Source organism: Ignavibacteria bacterium (genome assembly GCA_036262055.1).
Lineage (GTDB): Bacteria > Bacteroidota > Ignavibacteria > Tepidaquicellales > Tepidaquicellaceae > DATAJP01.
The window spans coordinates 188607-206267 of sequence record DATAJP010000001.1 but is presented as its reverse complement, the minus strand read 5'-3'; the positions used below and the strand labels follow the sequence as shown (position 1 = coordinate 206267).

The window sequence follows — 17661 nt, the reverse complement described above, 5'->3', positions numbered from 1 at the left end:
TGTTTATAAGGTTCTTTTTAGATATATTTATGGTTTGTCTTCTATGGGTTAGCTCAATTCTTGAAAATTTCAAGGAATTAAGCTAAATCATAGTAATAATAATCAGTTAAACCTACAAAAATTCACCATGTACGCGATAGTAGACATAAAAGGCGTTCAATACAAGGTCAGCGAAAACTCAAAGTTGTTCGTCCCCAAATTGAAAGAAGAATCAGGTGCAAAAGTAACTTTTGATAAAGTTTTGCTTTTTTCTCCTGATGACAAAACATTCGAAATCGGAGCTCCGGTTTTGAAAAAAACAATTGAAGCTACCGTGCTTGAGACGGTAAAAGACGACAAAGTAACCGTCTTCAAAAAGAAAAGAAGAAAAGGATACAGAGTTAAAAGAGGTCACAGACAGCAGTACACAAAGCTTTCAATAGATAAAATAAAATAAGTGTGTTGTCGGGACTTCCGTCCTGACGAGAAAATTATAACAGTCAGGAAGAAATTCCTGACTACATTAAAAATTTTAATATAAAGGAATAAGTAATGGCTCACAAGAAAGGGCTTGGCTCAACTAAAAACGGACGGGATTCAAATGCCCAGCGACTCGGAGTAAAAAAATTCGGAGGCGAAGTCGTTAAAATCGGAAATATAATCGTCAGACAGCGCGGCACAAAATATGGTGTTGGAAAAAATGTCGGATTAGGTAAAGACCATACCATTTTTGCAATGATGAACGGCAAAGTCCAGTTCACAAACAAAAGCGGCAAAACTGTTGTTAACGTTACACCGGCCGAACAAACTGCATAAATTCTAAATCCCCGCACACGCGGGGATTTTTTTTTCAACATAAAATTTAAACATAACTAAGAAATGAAAATTACCGTTGTCGGAGCAGGCAATGTTGGTGCAACCTGCGCAGATGTCATTGCTCATAAAGAGCTTGCTAACGAAATTGTTCTTCTTGATATCAAAAAAGGTATCGCTGAAGGAAAATCACTTGATATGTGGCAGACTGCCCCAATCAATCTTTATGATTCAAGAATAATCGGCTCGACCGATGACTATGCTCCAACTGCGGGTTCGGATGTTGTTGTAATTACCTCAGGTCTTCCGAGAAAACCCGGAATGAGCCGTGATGATTTGATTTCCGTTAACGCAGGTATTGTGAATACGGTTACCGAGAACATAATGAAACACTCGCCTGATACGATTTTGATTATCGTTTCTAATCCGCTCGACGTAATGACATACGTTGCATATTTGAAATCACAGCTTCCGTCAAACAAAGTAATGGGTATGGCAGGAATTCTCGATACTGCACGTTATAGAGCTTTTCTTGCTGAAGCTTTAAATATTTCTCCAAAGGACATTCAGGGAATGCTTCTCGGCGGACACGGCGATACAATGGTTCCGCTTCCGAGATATACAAACGTCAGCGGTATTCCTGTAACCGAGCTTATCGATTCCGAAAAGCTTAACGCAATCATTGAAAGAACCAAAAAAGGCGGCGGTGAATTAGTAAATTTAATGGGAACTTCGGCATGGTATGCGCCGGGTGCAGCTGCAGCTCAAATGGCTGAAGCAATCGTCCGCGACCAAAAAAGAGTTTTCCCTGTCTGCGCATGGCTTGATGGTGAATACGGATTGAAAGATATTTACTTAGGCGTTCCTGTCATTTTAGGCAAAGGCGGTATTGAAAGAATCATCGAACTCGACTTAAACGCAGACGAGAAAAAGCTTCTTACCGATTCAGCAAAAGCAGTAAAAGAAGTTATGGATGTTTATGACAATATGAAAAAGTAACAGGAAGCCATTTCCGCGAAGGCGGGGATCCCAGTCCCAAAGATTACGCAATATATATTATAAAACGAAAAGCACCTTAGTCTGACTAAGGTGCTTTTTTTATGCTAAATCTTCTAAGTGTCATTCTGAGCGCAGCGAAGAATCCCTGAAAATCCCCTCTTGAGAGGGGTGGATTCGACGAAGTCGAAGACGGGGTGTGTTACTTCTTAAACACCTTTAAAATCATCACCGTCCCCTTGTCACCTGATGAGCAATCAAATTCATCCACTAACGTTCTTATTATATAAATTCCGCGTCCGCTTTCTTTTAAAATGTTTTCTTTATTTGTCGGGTCGGGAAGTTCTGTAATATCAAACCCTGTTCCTTCATCACGTATCTTTACTTGAAGTTTCTTTTTATCACAATCGATATCAACATATACATGCTTATCCGGATTTTCTTCATTTCCGTGAACAATTGCATTTACCAAAGCTTCCGAAACGGCAATCTGAAAATTAATGAATTTTTCCATCTCAAGCTCAAAAGAATTGTTCAGCTCAAGCAGCAAGCTTTCAATTTTAAAAACTTCAGACCGTTTACTTTCTAAAACAAGATTATAGGTTTTCATTCTATTTTTGGAACAACCCCCTAACCCCCTTTAATAAGGGGGAATAATCTCTGAACATTTTAAATAATCTCAATGGATTTTTCACTTTTGCCTTTTTACTTTTCACTTAAAGATTCCATTCCACATTTAAAATGACTGAACTCGAAGAGTTATTCAATGAACTCTCCGAGTATCTATAGCTGTCTAAACTATATGTGAATTTAACAAAAGAATAATTTTTTAAATATAATCTTAAATTTGCCAACGGACCTGCATTGATGATGGTATTTTTCAGAGTTTTTATGCCCGATTCATAATCAAATCTCTTCTGTTCAAAATATTTATATCCGCCCGATATGATTAAATTTTCAAAAATTTTATAAAAAATCTCAGCGGTGAAATTTTTATCTTCATAATAAGTCAATGGGTTTACTGAAAATTCGTCATTAAAAAACTCACCCTGTTCGGAATATTTAATTTCGCCTATCAGATTTAAATACATCGGTTTTATGAAATTATATGATGTCGAATCCTTTGCATAAAGCTGCCTGTATGAAAAGCTCTGAACCTGCGAAAGCAAATCCTCGAAATCATAAACGGTATAATTTGCAAGAACCGAAACAATATTTTTGGTTATGAAATTTTTTGATGGCGCAAAATAACTCGTAGAGGTCAGCTTATAGATATTATTGACGTTGTTATTGGAGCTTCTTTCCTGAAAAATATATTTCAGATGTGACCTGCTCAAATCAAAAGTAGTTTCAATTTCGAAATTATTTAGATTGGAATACTTATGAGCAACAGACCCGACAAAGTAAACTTCATCCCTATCATCGAAATTTTCATCGCTGTCAGTGTCATACTTGAAGAGCGAATACGAGCTCATAAATTTGAAATAATGCGTATTAGTCAATTGATAATATGAGTCAAGAAAAAGCGAAGTTCGTTTGCCGAGATTATTTTTATTTCTTTCTATTCGGGTCAGCTCTCTTGCCTGCGCCTGCGTGTAGTTTTCAAGTCCTTCAGGCACGTGTGTTTCTGAGCGTTCCGTGTATTGAAGTTTTAATCTTGTTAAAAACTTATCGGTAAAATACTGAAGCTCCGGGTTAACTCCAAGATTACTTTCGTTTATTTTTGAATCATAGCTGTTATCTATGATAACAACATTAGAAAAGGTTTTATATTTTATATCTCTATTCACCTGTCTGGTATAATATAGTCCTGAAACAGAGAACAATAAATTGCTGTTTAATAAATAATTCAATTTGTCTTCGAGTCCCATAAACGTTTCTATCCTGGATTCTGTATTATTATTCACGTTATAAAGCGTTCTGACATCACTCGTTGCAGGAAAATATAAATCTGTCCGTCTGTTAAAAATTTTTATATACCCCGCATTATCTGCAAATCCCTCAAACTGCCTGAACAATTCTCCTGATATCTCAGCATTATAATTCAACTTCTCGGTAAGATTTTCATACATCAATTGCATTCTGCCGTTGGATATGTAACTATCGAATGCATAAGATTTCAAATTTGAATTCAGCACACCCTTAATGCCGGTATTTTCCTCGCCAACCTGATTATCCGAAACAAAACCTGCTTTAAAATTTAAATCAAGTTCCTGAAACGGTTTATAGTCTGTATTAGAAAATAAAAATATACTTTTGTTCTCGTTTATTCCGATATTTCTGTTATCGGAGAATGTCGAATAAGTAATTCCCGCCCCGCTTTCAAATTTATCGCTGAGCATGTAATTAATTGTCGCTTTAGTTTCGTTATAATCTCTGAAAAATTTTTGCTGAAGCTTTGAAACGTTGGAATTAAATTTATTATTTATCGTTACACGGAATTTCTGGAATATGTTCTGATAATTTATGTAATTAAAAAGATTGGAAGAATTAATATCGTTATTGAAATCCGTTTTAATGGTATTGTTCACAGATAAAGTATCTTCCTGAACCAAAAGAGTCTGGGCAGAAAGAAAATTCAGAGGAAGCAAAAACAAAAATATTATTAACCGAAAGGGCAAGAAGTCTCCTTAACCGTATATATCCGAGAAGTTAAATTTTTTAGTATTTTCCTCAGGACGCAAGCTTTTGAATAATGATTCAAGATTTGAATAACCTTCTCCTTTTTTTAATTCAGAAGTCGGTGAATTTACAACTATCTTTCCTTTATCAAGCAAAATTATTCTGTCCGAAATTTTTTCAATCACGTCCAACAAATGCGAGCAATAAAAAATTGTTTTTTTGTTCTGAGAAAGCTCATTTACCAAATCCTGAAACGCAAAAATGGCATTTGCATCAAGTCCGTTCAGCGGCTCATCAAAAAAAATTACATCCGGATTATGAAGTAGCGCCGAAGTAATCAAAGTTTTCTGCCTGTTGCCTTTTGATATAATACCGATAGATTCATTCAGGTATTCCGTGAAACTCAGTATTTCAGCAAAAATGTCTATTCGTTTTCTTAGCACAGCTTTATCAATGTCATATACCTCACCGATGAAATTCAAAAACTCAGTAACTGTAAGAGAATTAAACAGATTTGCATTCTCGGGGACATACCCGATTATTTTTTTTACCTCAAATGGATTATCTTTTACATTTATTCCGTTCACGTGAACTTCCCCGCTGTCGAAATCAAGCGCTCCGATGAGAATTTTTACAGTCGTGCTTTTGCCTGCTCCGTTGGTGCCAATGTAACCGCATATTTCTCCATCGGGAATCTCAAATGAAATGCCGTCTACAGCAAGCGTATTTTCGTATTTTTTTATTAAGTTTTTTACTGTAATCATAGTTTCATCAAATTAACAATCCCACGTCAAATTTAATAACTAAAAATGCTAATATACCTTATTTAATCCCTTTATTTTCAAATTGAAAATGCTCATTTAAACATTTAATTTAATAGTAGTTAGTTTATGATTTCTTAACTTGCTCAAATGGCGAAATTGGTAGACGCGCTGCATTCAGGGTGCAGTCCGGGTCATACGGGTGAGAGTTCGAGTCTCTCTTTGAGCACCAAAATTAATAACATGAAAATTGAAACGAAATTGGAAATTAAAAAACTTATTACCGGAGAATGCTTTATCCAACAGTGAAAGTTTAGATGAATTTAAAAAAGAAATTGAGTCTTTAAAGTCCAACGTCCGGCTTCCCGATTTAATAATCCAGCTTTTATATCAGCGTGGAATAACTAACTACGCAAAAGTCATAAAGTTTTTCAAGCCAACAAAAGAAAAACTTTATAGTCCTTTCTTATTGAAAGACTGCGAAAAAGCTGCTGACCGTCTTGTTGAAATAATCAAAAACAAAGAACGCATTATGGTGCTTGGTGACTATGACGTTGACGGTACCTGCGGTGTTTCGATGTTTTATCTTTTCCTGAAAAAATTCGGAGCTGAACCGCTTGTCTATATTCCCGACAGAATCACCGAAGGTTACGGAATCTCCAACAAAGCAATCAATCTTGCAAAAGAACAAGGCATAAAGCTCATAGTTTCAATCGATTGCGGCATTACTGCCGCAGAACAGGTTAAGTATGCCAATGAGCTGGGAGTTGATTTCATAATCTGCGACCATCATCAACCGCCGGATGAATTACCCGATGCATTTGCCGTAATTAATCCTTTGCGAAAAGATTGCTCTTACACTTTCAAGCATCTTTGCGGGACAGGAGTTGCATTCAAACTTATTCAGGCAGTTTGTGAAAAGATCGGTGAGTCAAATTTTACACATACATTATATGATTTTGTCGCAATAGCTACAGCTTCGGATATTGTTTCCGTTACCGATGAAAACCGCATTCTTGTTAATGAAGGTCTTGAGCTTATCAACAAAAATCCGCGTCCGGCATTTCGCGTCCTGATTGAAAGCAGCAACATGAAAATCGGCGCAATGAATACAACTAACATTGTATTCACAATTGCTCCGAGAATCAATGCTGTCGGACGTCTTGGCGACGCAAAACGGGCTGTTGAACTTCTCACGAGCGAAAAAGAGGAAGAGCTTGATGAGCTTGTAAGCATTCTGAACAAGGAAAATCTCGAAAGAAGAAAGCTTGATAAAGAAATTACCGAAACTGCTTACTCGATATGTGAGGAAAATCATTTCAATGAAAAATTTAATGTTATAATTCTGCATAATGATTCGTGGCATCCCGGTGTTGTGGGAATTGTTGCTGCGCGTCTTGTCGAAAAATATCATCTGCCGTCAATCGTGCTGACAACTGTCAATGGTGTTGCAAAAGGAAGCGCAAGAAGCATAAACGGCTTTAATGTTTATGAGGCATTAAAAAAATGCGATAACCTTCTTGTAAAATACGGCGGGCATTATCATGCTGCGGGACTTGAGATTGAAGTTGATAAAATTGAAGAGTTTAAAAATGCGTTAAATGAAATTGCCTCAGCTCAGATTTCTGACGAGGATAAAATTCCGGAAATTGAAATAGATGCCGAGCTTAAGTTCAGTGAAATAAACAATTATTTACTGAGCATTTTGCAGTATTTTGAACCTTACGGTCCGTCAAACGTAACCCCGGTGTTCTGCACTAAGAACGTCCGCATAGTTGGAGACGTGAAAACCGGAAAGGTAGATACGCATATCTTTAAATTAGCTGATGACGAATTTGAGAATGTTTTTGATGCAGTGTTTTTTAATTCTGCTGAATATTCATGTTACATAAAGCCGGGCAACAGGTGCGATGTTTGTTACTCTCTTGACTGGAATGAATGGAACGGACATAAGTCCATTCGCATGAAAATAAAAGAAATGAAGTTTTATTAATTTCGAATATCGAATCTAGAATTTCGAATTGAAAAAATTCGAGATTTAAAATTCGAAATTCGAGACTACCTTTAAATCTATAAATTTAAAATTCGAAAATTAAATTATGTCAGGACATAGTAAGTGGTCAACGATTAAACGTAAAAAAGGCGCGCTTGATGCAGCAAGAGGAAAAGTCTTTACAAGAATTTCCAAAGAAATCACGTTAGCTGCAAAACACGGCGGTGGTGATGCCGGAGCTAATCCCCGATTGCGCTTGGCTGTTCAGAATGCAAAAGCAGTCAATATGCCTGCTGATAACATCACACGCGCAATAAAAAAAGGAACCGGTGAGCTTGAGGGAGTTACATACGAGGAAGTTACTTACGAAGCTTATGCACCAAAGGGCATTGCGATGATTATCGAGTGCGTGACTGATAACCGGAACAGGACTGTTGCTGACTTACGTCATTTGATTTCAAAAGCAGGAGGTAATCTTGGTGAGAGCGGTTCGGTTGCATGGATGTTTGAGCGTAAAGGAGTTTTTATTGTTGATAAAACAAAAACAGAGGATGAACTAATGGAAATTATCCTTGATGCGGGAGCCGATGACTTAAAAGAAGATGATGATGCATTTGAAATTATCTGCGCTATGGAAAATTTCGAACAGGTAAGAAAAGGTCTTGAAGATAAAAGTGTTAATATTAAAAATGCCTCGTTGCAGTACATTGCAAAAGATTTGATTACGATTGTTGAAAAAGATTCAGCCGATGTTATCCGGTGCATAGAAGCTGCTGAAGATTATGATGACGTTCAGAATGTTTATACCAACGCTGACATTGAAGTTGAAGATTAAACTTTTTTTGTTCCCCCTTTGGAGGCGGAACGTCCCGTCGTGGCGGGAGGGATTAACCTAATGCGCATTATAGGCATAGACCCCGGAACAATCATAACCGGAATAGGCATCATCGAATGCAAGAACGGTAAAATTACCGTTATTAATTTCGATACCATCAACAGTAAAAGCACCGAGCATCTTTCAGACCGCTTAAAAAAAATTTACGATATTTGCTGCAAAAAAATTGACGAGTTTGAGCCCGATGAGTTTGCGATCGAAACAGCTTTTTACAGTAAAAATGTGCAGTCAACTTTGAAACTCGGTCAGGCTCGCGGTGTGGCAATTATTTCAGCAGCAAATGCCAAGTTGAAAATAACTGAATACTCCCCGCGTGAAGTAAAAAAATCCGTCACAGGCAACGGTGCTTCATCAAAAGAGGTTGTCCGCCAGATTGTTAAACGCATTTTAAACATTCGTGAGAACCCTCAGTTCATTGACACTACAGATGCTCTTGCCGTGGCTCTTTGTCATTATTATTCTTTTGGAAACATATTCAAAGAATTCAAAACCAAACGAAACGGCGTTTCAAACAAAAATGGCTGGAAAAAATTTGTTGAAGAAAATCCCGATAAAATTTTAAACCGATGATTTCATTTTTAAAAGGAAAAATATTATTTAAAAAATCCAATGAACTTGTAATCGACGTTAACGGCGTAGGTTATCAGGTTTATACCTCAAAAAAAATATCGGAGCAGGATTTAAAACAGGGTGATGATATTTCAGTGTTTATTCATTTAGATGTAAAAGAAAATTCTCTAACGATGTTCGGGTTTATAGATGAAAAAGAAAAAGAGATTTTCAAAATGCTTCTAAGCGTAAGCGGCATCGGACCAAAACTTGCTCATACAATTCTTTCTTATGTATCATTTGAAGAAATTATGAATCTTATCACAGGCAGAGCAAGCACTTCATCCTTCAAAATTCCCGGCATCGGACCTAAAAAACTTGATTTGATTTCGATGAACCTGAAAGATAAAATATTTAAGCTCAAAGCTGATGATTATGACAGCATTTCACAACCGGGATTGAATCAAAAAGACCAGTCACGTCTTGAAGCTCTTAACGCGCTTATGAATCTTGGTTATCAGCGAAGCGAAGCTGAGCGAATCATTCGCGAGGCAATCAAGCAAAGCAATGGCGCTGATTTTTCAACCGAAGAACTTATAAAAAAAGCACTCGAAGTTATTTCTTAAATATATTTATAAAAAATAATAATGAAAGATTCTAACAATCTCGAAGAGATTTGGAAAACTATAAGATTAATTTTAAAATCGCATCCCTGGCACGGCGTAGAAATAGGCAGGCGCAGCCCGGCAATTGTAAATACATTCATAGAAATCGTTCCGACAGATACTGTGAAATATGAAATTGACAAAGCAAGCGGTTATCTAAAAGTTGACCGCCCGCAAAAATATTCTAACGTGTGCCCTACCCCTTACGGTTTCATTCCGCAAACTTACTGCGGTGATTTAGTTGCAGAATTATGCATGCAAAAAACAGGCAAACAAAACATCAAGGGTGACGGTGACCCGCTTGATATCTGTGTTCTTACCGAGCGTGTAATACCTCACGGCGATATATTTCTTATAGCAAGTCCCATAGGCGGGTTCAGGATGATTGACGGTGATGAAGCCGATGATAAAATAATTGCAGTAATGCATCAGGATGACATTTCAGGAAACTGGGATGAGATTGAAGACTGCCCGAAAGCACTTGTTGACAGAATGCGCCATTACTTCCTTACATACAAAGAAGCTCCCGGCTCGGAAGGAAAATCAAAAGTTGAAATCACACATGTTTACGGAAGGGATGAAGCTTATGACGTAATTGAACGAAGTCATCAGGACTATTTAAAAAAATATCAGTCGCTCGATAATCTTCTCAAAAATAATTTTGAATAAAAAAAATCCGTCACGAAGAACGGGACGGATTCCTAATTAAAAACAAAGGGAAATGAGAAAGTAAAGAACGATATGAAATAATTATATATATTCTTACGCTTCACTAAATCAAAAGTTACACCATAATTTTTCAAAAAAATCACTCCACTTCGAGTATCCTAATTTGCCCGTCTTTACCAATAGAAATATATGATGAAGGCACATCCGTCCAGCATCCTGAATTATAATACGTAACTCCCTGATTTTCCTTAGTTAAAATCTGATGCGTATGCCCGCAAAAAACGATGTCCGCTTCTTTATGTTTGCCGTAGTCAATAGCACCATCCGCGACCTTATTAGCCAGGCGCAGCCATCCTTTGCTCATACGCTTAACAAATCTCGGTAGTTTTTGTTTTTCCGAACTCATTCGTTGCATCCTGTCATAAACAAATGATGCCATGTTGCTTATAACAATGTTCTCGTTTAGAAATCTGTCGAACTGATGCCCGTGAATTGCTAAATATGCCTTGTCATGTTCAAACCATACATATTCATCATAAACCTCGATACCGATTAAATGAGACATGATTTCAGAAAGTCCCTCGTCGTGGTTTCCTTCAACCCAAATTACATCAATGTTTTTTCCGGGATTTGATAATTTTCTGATGTATGATAGCAGGTTCCAATGGTCTTTCTTGAGGCGTGTGAAATTCAAATCGTCAAAAATATCTCCAAGCAAAATTAACCTGTCAAACTTATATTTCTCTAAAGTTTCTTTTACTTTTTTAGGACGCGCTACTGCGGAACCAAGGTGAATGTCAGAAATAATTATTGTGCTTACTTCTTCTTTATGCTGTTCGTCGCTTGTATGTTTTTCACTCATTAATTACTTCAAAATAAAACAATGGCATTATGGAATTGTAAAGGAAATGTAAACAATACATTACATAGATAGGAAAAATCATAAACAAAAGCCGTTTCTTAAAATCTTAAGAAACAGCTTTTGAAGAAAGAAATGATATTTTTGTGGAGCTAAACGGAATTGAACCGTTGCCCTTCCTGCAATTATATAGTTTGCATGGACGCTCTACCTGCTGAGCTATAGCCCCATATGATTATAAAACTACAAAGAACTTAACAGAATCGAGTTTTAAAAGGTTCTACTAAAATTTTGGTGAAAACAAGAACGCCGGCGGATGCCGGCGTTCGGAATAGGTTCTTACTTAATAAGCATCATTTTCTTTGTCTCTGAGAAGTTATTTCCTCTTAATGTATAGAAGTAAACTCCAGAATTAAGATTTGAAGCATTGAAATCATATTTATATTCACCCGCAATCATTTCCTGATTAACCAAATCGGCAACCATTCTGCCTGTTACATCATATATTTTTAAGCTCACAAATCCCTTTACAGGAACCGAGAAATTAATTGTTGTTATAGGGTTGAACGGATTCGGATAGTTCTGTGTAAGCTTAAACGTTCCCGGAACAACTGAAGAAATTTGTTGAACGGAATTTGGTCTTGGATTATATCCCTTCGGGTTGAAGTTTGTCCAACCTGTTAACCAGCTTGTGCTGCCTGAACCAAATGCTCCAACATATGTGGTAGATGTAAATCCTGAAAGGTTTGGATTTGTGAAATCAGAACCTGATAATGCCTGTGAACCGGCCTGAGGAACATACCAATTAACATTTCCATAAACATTAGAGTCTGAAGGCGCAATACCGTAGAAACTATATGGTGAAGTTAAATTAACATCAGTCGGTTGTGTTAAAACACGATTAGCATATGAACCTGTCATAAGCCATACTGAGGGCGAGAATGAAGTAGAACCTGCTGTATCCGCCAATCTGTTTGAGAATCCTGAGAAAATAGTATTTCTTACCTGAATTGTATCTCCTGTTGCCGCATTAAAAACACCGCTTCCGTCAAATCTGATACCAACATTATATCCTGTCATAACAGAGTTATAAATAGAAGCTAACATATTTCTTCTTAAGTGCGCGCCTCGCACGAAATTTGGATTAACTGAAGTTGAATTTGCAGTCTTCGGTCCAATGCAGGTGAAGTTTGAAAAAATTGTTTTTGTTCTTGGTGCATTAAAATTTGCAGGGCTATTATTATTATTATCAATTTCAAAGAAGTGCGAACCTGATACGTCTGATTGATTTGAGTCTCTCACAGCCAATCCAAATTGCAAATGTCCTCTATGACCGTTATCCATATCAAAGTCATCATCAACCGTTCCAAAAGCAACCAAATATCTTGCACTTAATGTTCCGCCAAAAAACTCGAATGAATCATCTCCGCAATATGAAATCTGAACATATTCAATTAGTGTTTTGCTTCCGACACCACCGCAGGTTAATCCATTGATTTCATTACCCGGAGTAAGCGGGTATCCTGCAAACTCAATTCTTACATATCTGAAAACACCCGATGAATCGTCATCAATTCTTGGTTGTCCGCCATACCATGGTGCAGTTCCTGCCGGAAAACCTTCAATCTGTGCAGAGTCAGCACCTGAAGAGGTATTTATTCCCGAACGTCCCAAAATAAGGACTCCACCCCAATCCTGAGGATTTCTTTGCCCCGGATTGAATCTTGAAGTAAAAATAATAGGTCGGTTTGCAGTTCCGTTAGCATGGATTTTTCCGCCTCTTTCAATTATTAATGTTCCTGTTGTAGCTTTATCACCTTTAATTAATGTTCCCGGCTCTATCACTATCTTTCCTCCATTTCTTACATAATTAAAACCTTTCATAATATAGACAGTGCTATTGCTTAATGTTACTGTTCCCGTAATAGAAGCCGCGTTTAGCGTAGTTGAATCAACCGGTTGTGCTGATGCACTTCCTGAAGCAACTAAAAGTACAAAAAATAAAATTGTTAATAATTTTTTCATTTTAGCTTGTGATTTGAATTTTAAGTTAGATTTATTCTTCAAGTTATATCAATCGTGTTAAGAATTTGTTACCTAATCTTTAACAAATTAAAACTTGTAAGATAAAGTAAGCGAATAGCCGGTTCCGGTTGTATATTTTCTCACAAGCTTTTCAACTCCCGATACATCCTGATAAAATCTTTTTTCTTCTCCTAGTAAATTCTTTACGGTAACTTTTGCTTCAAACATTTTCAGGAATTTTTGAGATACGCTTAAATCAATTAAATTCTGTCCGTCTTCCTCAATGTCATTGTAGCCGTTTCTTCCGACTTCAGATACTCTTCTTCCGAATTTATTGAATAAAATATTTGCGCTCATTCCTGATTCATAATCATCATAAAATAATCCAAGATTGATTGTATAAGGTGCCTGCCCCTGCATTCTTCGCTCATTTACAGTTGCACCCGACTGAACACCTTCGTGATTCACTTTTGAGTTTACAAGAGTAATGTTCGTGTTAAGTGAAAGATTTTTTAAAATTTTTGACAGAAAGCCAAGGTTTTTTCGTGCTTCAAATTCGACACCATAATTATCTGCACCGCCTTTAAAGTTTTCAAAAGTTTTTTCAGGATTATTTGTGCCCGGCGCAAACACTTCTTCAATTGGTTGGTCGAAGTGCTTATAAAACAAGCTCACAGAAAATATTTCACCCGCTGCAGGATAAATTTCATATCTCAAATCATAATTTTGAATCAAGGTTCTTTCTAAATCAGGATTTCCAACTGTATTAAGCCCCTGAAAAAAGTCATAAAATGGCGCCGGTGAAATTTCTCTAAGTTCAGGTCTTGATATAGTTTGAGATACCGTAGCACGCATATTTGACATTTCATTAATTGCATAAGTTACATTTAATGACGGCAATATGTCTATGTTTTTTAAATCAGCATTAACCGGCTGATTTAATCTGCCGTATGTGTTCACGCGCTGTCTGTTATATTCATATCTTGCGCCGCCGACAAATCTGAATCTTTCATAAGGAACATCGAACATCACATAACCCGCATAGTTTTCTTCAGATGCACCGTAACTATCCTCTTCTTTTGTAATTTCAGAATACTGGAATTTATTTATGTCGATATGCTCCGGTTTGAATATTGAATCTAATCCGTAATACAATAAGAAAAAGTTACCCTGTATAGTAGGTACAAAAAATCTTCCGCTATAGCTTCTCGAAGTTGTATTTGCATTTAAGCCGGTCTTTATTTTGGATTTAGAGTTTTCTCCTATTTTTATGAAAGGCACATCAAAATTTAATGCCAGATTTCTGTTAAAATCTTTAAGCTTTGCAAAAAATCTTCCGCCACCGTCAAGCGCAGCTACGCTTCCTACTCTTGCATAAAACGGATCGGTTGAACCTTCAAGACGCTGGTATGTCATTGATTTTGTATCGGGTTCATTTCTCATTGATTCCGAATATGAGCCGACCCATGACAAATTAACTTTTCCCAATGCCGGAAAATAATGTTCTCCGCTTAATGTTGTAGAGTATAATGTTCTTTCACTGAATCTGTAATAATACAAATCAGATTCAAATGCATCTTCCGATACTCTTCTGATAAGTCCGTCAAGATTATATGTATCATCATCCGAAGATATTGAGAATGTGCTTTTTGAAGCAATTTTGTTATTGTCACCTATTTTATAATTTAAATTCAGCAACCCTCCTTGCAAAACACTGTAGCTTGAGCTTGGACCTTTCAGGCTGTCGAGAATAGTAAAATCTGTATTATAGGTTATTCTTTCAATATCGGAATTTATAAAACTGTTTCGGTATGAATATGCTGCAAAAACTCCCAAAGGATTTTTAGCTAAACTCCATTTATTTCCGAATGAAAGTTGAAACGACGTATTCATGGGAGCATTATTTGTTGTCTGTGCCCAGTTGTTTTTAAATTCTCGTCCGAATTCTTTTAACTGTTCGGGAGTAAAATTAACATTTGTAATCTGTGTGCCGGGAAAATTTGAAGGAAGCTGCCTTCCTCCGTTATCAAGACCGGAATTTAAAAACAACCATTTTGTTTCACCTGCATCGTAAGACCTGAAAGATTTTCCGGTAGAACCCGATAAATATGAACCCGTTATGTTAAATCCATATGATAATGCTTCAGGAAATTCTTTTGTCATAACCTGAACTAATCCCCCGGAAAAACTTCCCGGCAAGTCAGGTGTGAATGATTTTGCTATGATTATATTTTCAAGTAGATTTGATGGAAATAAGTCAAATGAAAATGCTTTCTTATCAGGTTCTGAGCTTGGCAACTGAACTCCGTTAAGTGTTGTTAAGCTGTATCTATCGGTAGTTCCCCTTATAAAAACAAATTTATCATTAACAATGCTCACGCCTGTTACACGTTTTAAAACTTCGGAAGCTGCTGCATCGGGGGCGCGTTTAATTTGCTGTTCACTGATTCCATCCTGAATTTTGTTTGAATTTTTTTGCTCTACAAGCAATGCCTGTTCGTTTGCCATTGAAGTAGTTGCTTCGACAACTATTTCTTCGGTTGTTACCCCTTCCATCTGAAGTGAGACATCAACTTTTATATTTTGTCCTGCCTGAACTATTACTCCTGTTATGGTTTTTGTATTATATCCGATATATGAAAACTCAAGGTCATACGTTCCGGGAGGAACTCCTTCCATAATATAATTTCCGTCAAGATCGGTTGACGTACCGGCATTAATACTTTTAATTTTTACAATTGCGTCAATAAGCGGTTCTGAAGTTTGTGCATCGGTTATTTTTCCCGAAACTGATTGAGAATAAGCAGTGCTGAACGAAGACAAAAATAAAATAATACAGCCTGCCAACAGGATATAGTTTTTCATAGTAAATTTTTTGATAAAAATTTGTTTAATATGTGATTTATTAAAAGATTTGATATGTAAAGTTAACGAAAAAGGGTTAAGACAGTATTAACCCAATGTAACGTTAATGTAAGGAATGTTAAGGAATTGTTAAGAAGAGTTTACGGATGTAACGGAAGAGTAACTAAAATTAAAAAATTATTACTAACTTACTCAAACATCGATTTGAAGTAGCTTTTTTCCTTTTTTGCTTCATGTGCTGTTGCAGTAAAATCCGTTTTTGATTGAAAATTATCGGTTTTTGCAAGCTCTTTAAGGAGCTGTTTTTCTTTTGCTGTTAACTTTTTGGGAATGTTAACATGAATTTTTATTAGCTGGTCGCCCCTGCCGTAGTTGTTTAAACGTTTTATGCCTTTATCCCTGAGCTTAAGCATATCACCGATTTGCGTTCCGCCTTCAATTTTTACTTTTGCTTTACCGTCAAGAGTCGGAACAATAACTTCCGTCCCCATTATTAAATCAACTATGCTGAGCTTCAAATTAAATATAACGTCATCACCGTTTCTAACGAAATGTTTATGCTTTGCTTCCAGAATATAAACATATAAATCACCCGTCGCACCGCCTCGAACACCTGAATGTCCCTGCCCTCTGAGAGGAATATAATTTCCTTCCGATACACCCGCAGGAATGTTCACTTTAATCGTAGATTCATCCATCGTTCTGCCTTCACCTCTGCATGAAGAACATTTATCTTTTATTATTCTGCCTTCCCCATTACATCTGTGGCAAACAGAAACATTTATGAATTGTCCGAATACGGATTTGGTAACATGCCTTACTTCGCCCGCTCCTTTGCAGTCGGGACATTTATCAAATCCTGAACTTGATTTTGCACCGCTGCCATTACAAACTTTACACTCTTTATATTTTTTAACTTTAAGGGTTTTTGTAACTCCTTCAGCAACTTCTTCGAGTGATAAAGTTAAATCAACTTTTAAATCCGCTCCATCAATACCGCGCGATGCACGTCTTCTGCCTGATGAAGAACCGCCTCCGAAAAATTCATCGAATATGCTTCCGCCGCCGCCTCTGCCTCCTGCAAAACCTCCAAATATATCACCAAAATGCGAGAATATGTCGTTGATATCCTGAAATCCTGCGCCGCCACCCGGTCCGCTTACTCCCTGATGCCCGAACTGGTCATATCTTCTGCGTTTATTATCATCTGATAAAACTTCATAAGCTTCTGCACATTCTTTAAACATTTCTTCCGCTTCCGCATTTCCCGGATTTCTATCGGGATGATACATCATTGCTTTTTTTCTGTAAGCCGTCTTTATTTCTTCGACTGAAGCGCTCTTTGAAACTTCTAATATTTCGTAATAATCTCTTTTTGCCATTTAATACTAATCCTGCTTTGATACGAGAACTTTCTCGTGTTTAATAACTTTATCTTTTAACTTATAACCTTTCTCAATAATTTCAACAACGGTATTCGGAGGAACATCGTTTTTCGGAACTTGAAGCAACGCTTCATTCACATCAACATCAAATTCTTTGCCGAGTGAATTAATTTCAGTTACCCCCTCTTCTTCGAGAGCTTTTTTGAATTTATCATAAATCAGCTCAACGCCTTTTTTCAATGTTTCAAAATCTTTTGTTTCGCCTTTGTTAATTGAGTCAACCGATCTTGATATATCATCATAAATAGGAATGATTTTTTTGATAACTCCTTCTGATGCATACTTATAAAAATCAGTCATTTCCTCTGAACGGCGTCTTTTAAAATTCTCAAACTCTGCTGCTTTACGCGCAAGAGCATCTTTTAATTTTTCGACTTCAAGCTTAAATGTCGAAAGTTCATCAAGATGTTCTGCTTTTGCTTCATCTTCAATTTGTTCAGGAGATTCGATTTCTTCATTTATCTCTCTCCCTGTATCTACTACTTCTTCGTGTTCGTTTTTATTTTTTTTGCTCATCTTTTAATT

Annotated in this window: 16 protein-coding genes, 1 tRNA gene and 1 pseudogene; 9 read left to right on the top strand and 9 right to left on the bottom strand. The window is 36.7% G+C overall.

Translation table 11 applies throughout. From position 1 onward, the window contains the following. The first annotated feature begins 127 nt into the window (after positions 1-127). The 3 genes from rplU to mdh all read left to right on the top strand — a co-directional run bounded on the left by rplU (position 128) and on the right by mdh (position 1791). Positions 128-436 (top strand): 50S ribosomal protein L21, encoded by a 309-nt coding sequence (gene rplU, locus VHP32_00985; protein ID HEX2786450.1) that lies wholly within the window; start codon positions 128-130, stop codon positions 434-436. 95 nt (positions 437-531) lie between these two features. Then, positions 532-795, top strand: a complete 264-nt coding sequence (rpmA, locus tag VHP32_00980) for a 50S ribosomal protein L27 (GenBank protein HEX2786449.1) — start codon at positions 532-534, stop codon at positions 793-795. Positions 796-858: 63 nt separating this feature from the next. Further along, the gene (gene mdh, locus VHP32_00975) at positions 859-1791 is read left to right on the top strand and encodes a malate dehydrogenase (protein ID HEX2786448.1); all 933 of its coding nucleotides are present in this window, start codon (positions 859-861) and stop codon (positions 1789-1791) included. A gap of 199 nt (positions 1792-1990) precedes the next feature. On the opposite strand, the gene VHP32_00970 is transcribed toward mdh, so the two are convergent. The 3 genes from VHP32_00970 to VHP32_00960 form a co-directional block, all read right to left on the bottom strand. Then, positions 1991-2398 carry an ATP-binding protein gene (locus tag VHP32_00970; GenBank protein HEX2786447.1) on the bottom strand — a complete coding sequence of 136 codons (408 nt, stop codon included), beginning with the start codon at positions 2396-2398 and terminating at the stop codon, positions 1991-1993. 106 nt (positions 2399-2504) lie between these two features. Next, positions 2505-4385 carry a hypothetical protein gene (locus tag VHP32_00965; protein ID HEX2786446.1) on the bottom strand — a complete coding sequence of 627 codons (1881 nt, stop codon included), beginning with the start codon at positions 4383-4385 and terminating at the stop codon, positions 2505-2507. A gap of 33 nt (positions 4386-4418) precedes the next feature. Further along, positions 4419-5174: an ABC transporter ATP-binding protein gene (locus tag VHP32_00960; protein HEX2786445.1), complete on the bottom strand. Its 756-nt coding sequence runs from the start codon at positions 5172-5174 to the stop codon at positions 4419-4421. A gap of 141 nt (positions 5175-5315) precedes the next feature. On the opposite strand from VHP32_00960, the gene VHP32_00955 reads away from it, so the two are divergent. The 6 genes from VHP32_00955 to VHP32_00930 all read left to right on the top strand — a co-directional run bounded on the left by VHP32_00955 (position 5316) and on the right by VHP32_00930 (position 9942). Then, positions 5316-5403, top strand: a tRNA-Leu gene (locus tag VHP32_00955). An 18-nt stretch (positions 5404-5421) separates the two neighbouring features. After that, entirely contained in the window at positions 5422-7164 is a 1743-nt protein-coding gene (recJ, locus tag VHP32_00950; GenBank protein ID HEX2786444.1) for a single-stranded-DNA-specific exonuclease RecJ, read from the top strand. Between the two features lie 106 nt (positions 7165-7270). Further along, positions 7271-7999 carry a YebC/PmpR family DNA-binding transcriptional regulator gene (locus VHP32_00945; GenBank protein ID HEX2786443.1) on the top strand — a complete coding sequence of 243 codons (729 nt, stop codon included), beginning with the start codon at positions 7271-7273 and terminating at the stop codon, positions 7997-7999. A 60-nt stretch (positions 8000-8059) separates the two neighbouring features. After that, a complete protein-coding gene (ruvC, locus tag VHP32_00940) occupies positions 8060-8629 on the top strand; it encodes a crossover junction endodeoxyribonuclease RuvC (protein HEX2786442.1) in 570 nt (189 codons plus the stop codon). Beyond that, positions 8626-9234 carry a Holliday junction branch migration protein RuvA gene (ruvA, locus tag VHP32_00935; GenBank protein ID HEX2786441.1) on the top strand — a complete coding sequence of 203 codons (609 nt, stop codon included), beginning with the start codon at positions 8626-8628 and terminating at the stop codon, positions 9232-9234. Before ruvC ends, ruvA begins: the two co-directional genes overlap by 4 nt. Before the next feature lie 21 nt (positions 9235-9255). Next, on the top strand, positions 9256-9942 hold the full coding sequence (locus tag VHP32_00930) for an inorganic pyrophosphatase (GenBank protein ID HEX2786440.1): 687 nt from the start codon (positions 9256-9258) through the stop codon (positions 9940-9942). Positions 9943-10081: 139 nt separating this feature from the next. On the opposite strand, the gene VHP32_00925 is transcribed toward VHP32_00930, so the two are convergent. The 6 genes and pseudogenes from VHP32_00925 to VHP32_00900 all read right to left on the bottom strand — a co-directional run bounded on the left by VHP32_00925 (position 10082) and on the right by VHP32_00900 (position 17652). After that, positions 10082-10804: a UDP-2,3-diacylglucosamine diphosphatase gene (locus tag VHP32_00925; protein HEX2786439.1), complete on the bottom strand. Its 723-nt coding sequence runs from the start codon at positions 10802-10804 to the stop codon at positions 10082-10084. A 144-nt stretch (positions 10805-10948) separates the two neighbouring features. Continuing rightward, a pseudogene (locus VHP32_00920) lies at positions 10949-11030 on the bottom strand. Between the two features lie 110 nt (positions 11031-11140). Next, entirely contained in the window at positions 11141-12826 is a 1686-nt protein-coding gene (locus VHP32_00915) for a T9SS type A sorting domain-containing protein (GenBank protein HEX2786438.1), read from the bottom strand. A gap of 87 nt (positions 12827-12913) precedes the next feature. After that, entirely contained in the window at positions 12914-15691 is a 2778-nt protein-coding gene (locus VHP32_00910; protein ID HEX2786437.1) for a TonB-dependent receptor, read from the bottom strand. Between the two features lie 188 nt (positions 15692-15879). Continuing rightward, positions 15880-17073 carry a molecular chaperone DnaJ gene (dnaJ, locus tag VHP32_00905; GenBank protein HEX2786436.1) on the bottom strand — a complete coding sequence of 398 codons (1194 nt, stop codon included), beginning with the start codon at positions 17071-17073 and terminating at the stop codon, positions 15880-15882. Between the two features lie 6 nt (positions 17074-17079). Beyond that, positions 17080-17652, bottom strand: coding sequence for a nucleotide exchange factor GrpE (locus VHP32_00900; protein HEX2786435.1), 573 nt, complete (start codon positions 17650-17652; stop codon positions 17080-17082). Positions 17653-17661 lie beyond the last annotated feature (9 nt).

What these genes read in the sequence shown, in the direction of transcription:
- VHP32_00915 (HEX2786438.1), bottom strand. Translation starts at nt 12,826, where the DNA reads ATGAAAAAATTATTAACAATTTTATTTTTTGTACTTTTAGTTGCTTCA.
- VHP32_00900 (HEX2786435.1), bottom strand. Translation starts at nt 17,652, where the DNA reads ATGAGCAAAAAAAATAAAAACGAACACGAAGAAGTAGTAGATACAGGG.
- VHP32_00960 (HEX2786445.1), bottom strand. Translation starts at nt 5,174, where the DNA reads ATGATTACAGTAAAAAACTTAATAAAAAAATACGAAAATACGCTTGCT.
- mdh (HEX2786448.1), top strand. Translation starts at nt 859, where the DNA reads ATGAAAATTACCGTTGTCGGAGCAGGCAATGTTGGTGCAACCTGCGCA.
- VHP32_00925 (HEX2786439.1), bottom strand. Translation starts at nt 10,804, where the DNA reads ATGAGTGAAAAACATACAAGCGACGAACAGCATAAAGAAGAAGTAAGC.
- rplU (HEX2786450.1), top strand. Translation starts at nt 128, where the DNA reads ATGTACGCGATAGTAGACATAAAAGGCGTTCAATACAAGGTCAGCGAA.
- dnaJ (HEX2786436.1), bottom strand. Translation starts at nt 17,073, where the DNA reads ATGGCAAAAAGAGATTATTACGAAATATTAGAAGTTTCAAAGAGCGCT.
- VHP32_00910 (HEX2786437.1), bottom strand. Translation starts at nt 15,691, where the DNA reads ATGAAAAACTATATCCTGTTGGCAGGCTGTATTATTTTATTTTTGTCT.
- VHP32_00945 (HEX2786443.1), top strand. Translation starts at nt 7,271, where the DNA reads ATGTCAGGACATAGTAAGTGGTCAACGATTAAACGTAAAAAAGGCGCG.
- VHP32_00930 (HEX2786440.1), top strand. Translation starts at nt 9,256, where the DNA reads ATGAAAGATTCTAACAATCTCGAAGAGATTTGGAAAACTATAAGATTA.
- ruvA (HEX2786441.1), top strand. Translation starts at nt 8,626, where the DNA reads ATGATTTCATTTTTAAAAGGAAAAATATTATTTAAAAAATCCAATGAA.
- VHP32_00970 (HEX2786447.1), bottom strand. Translation starts at nt 2,398, where the DNA reads ATGAAAACCTATAATCTTGTTTTAGAAAGTAAACGGTCTGAAGTTTTT.
- rpmA (HEX2786449.1), top strand. Translation starts at nt 532, where the DNA reads ATGGCTCACAAGAAAGGGCTTGGCTCAACTAAAAACGGACGGGATTCA.
- ruvC (HEX2786442.1), top strand. Translation starts at nt 8,060, where the DNA reads ATGCGCATTATAGGCATAGACCCCGGAACAATCATAACCGGAATAGGC.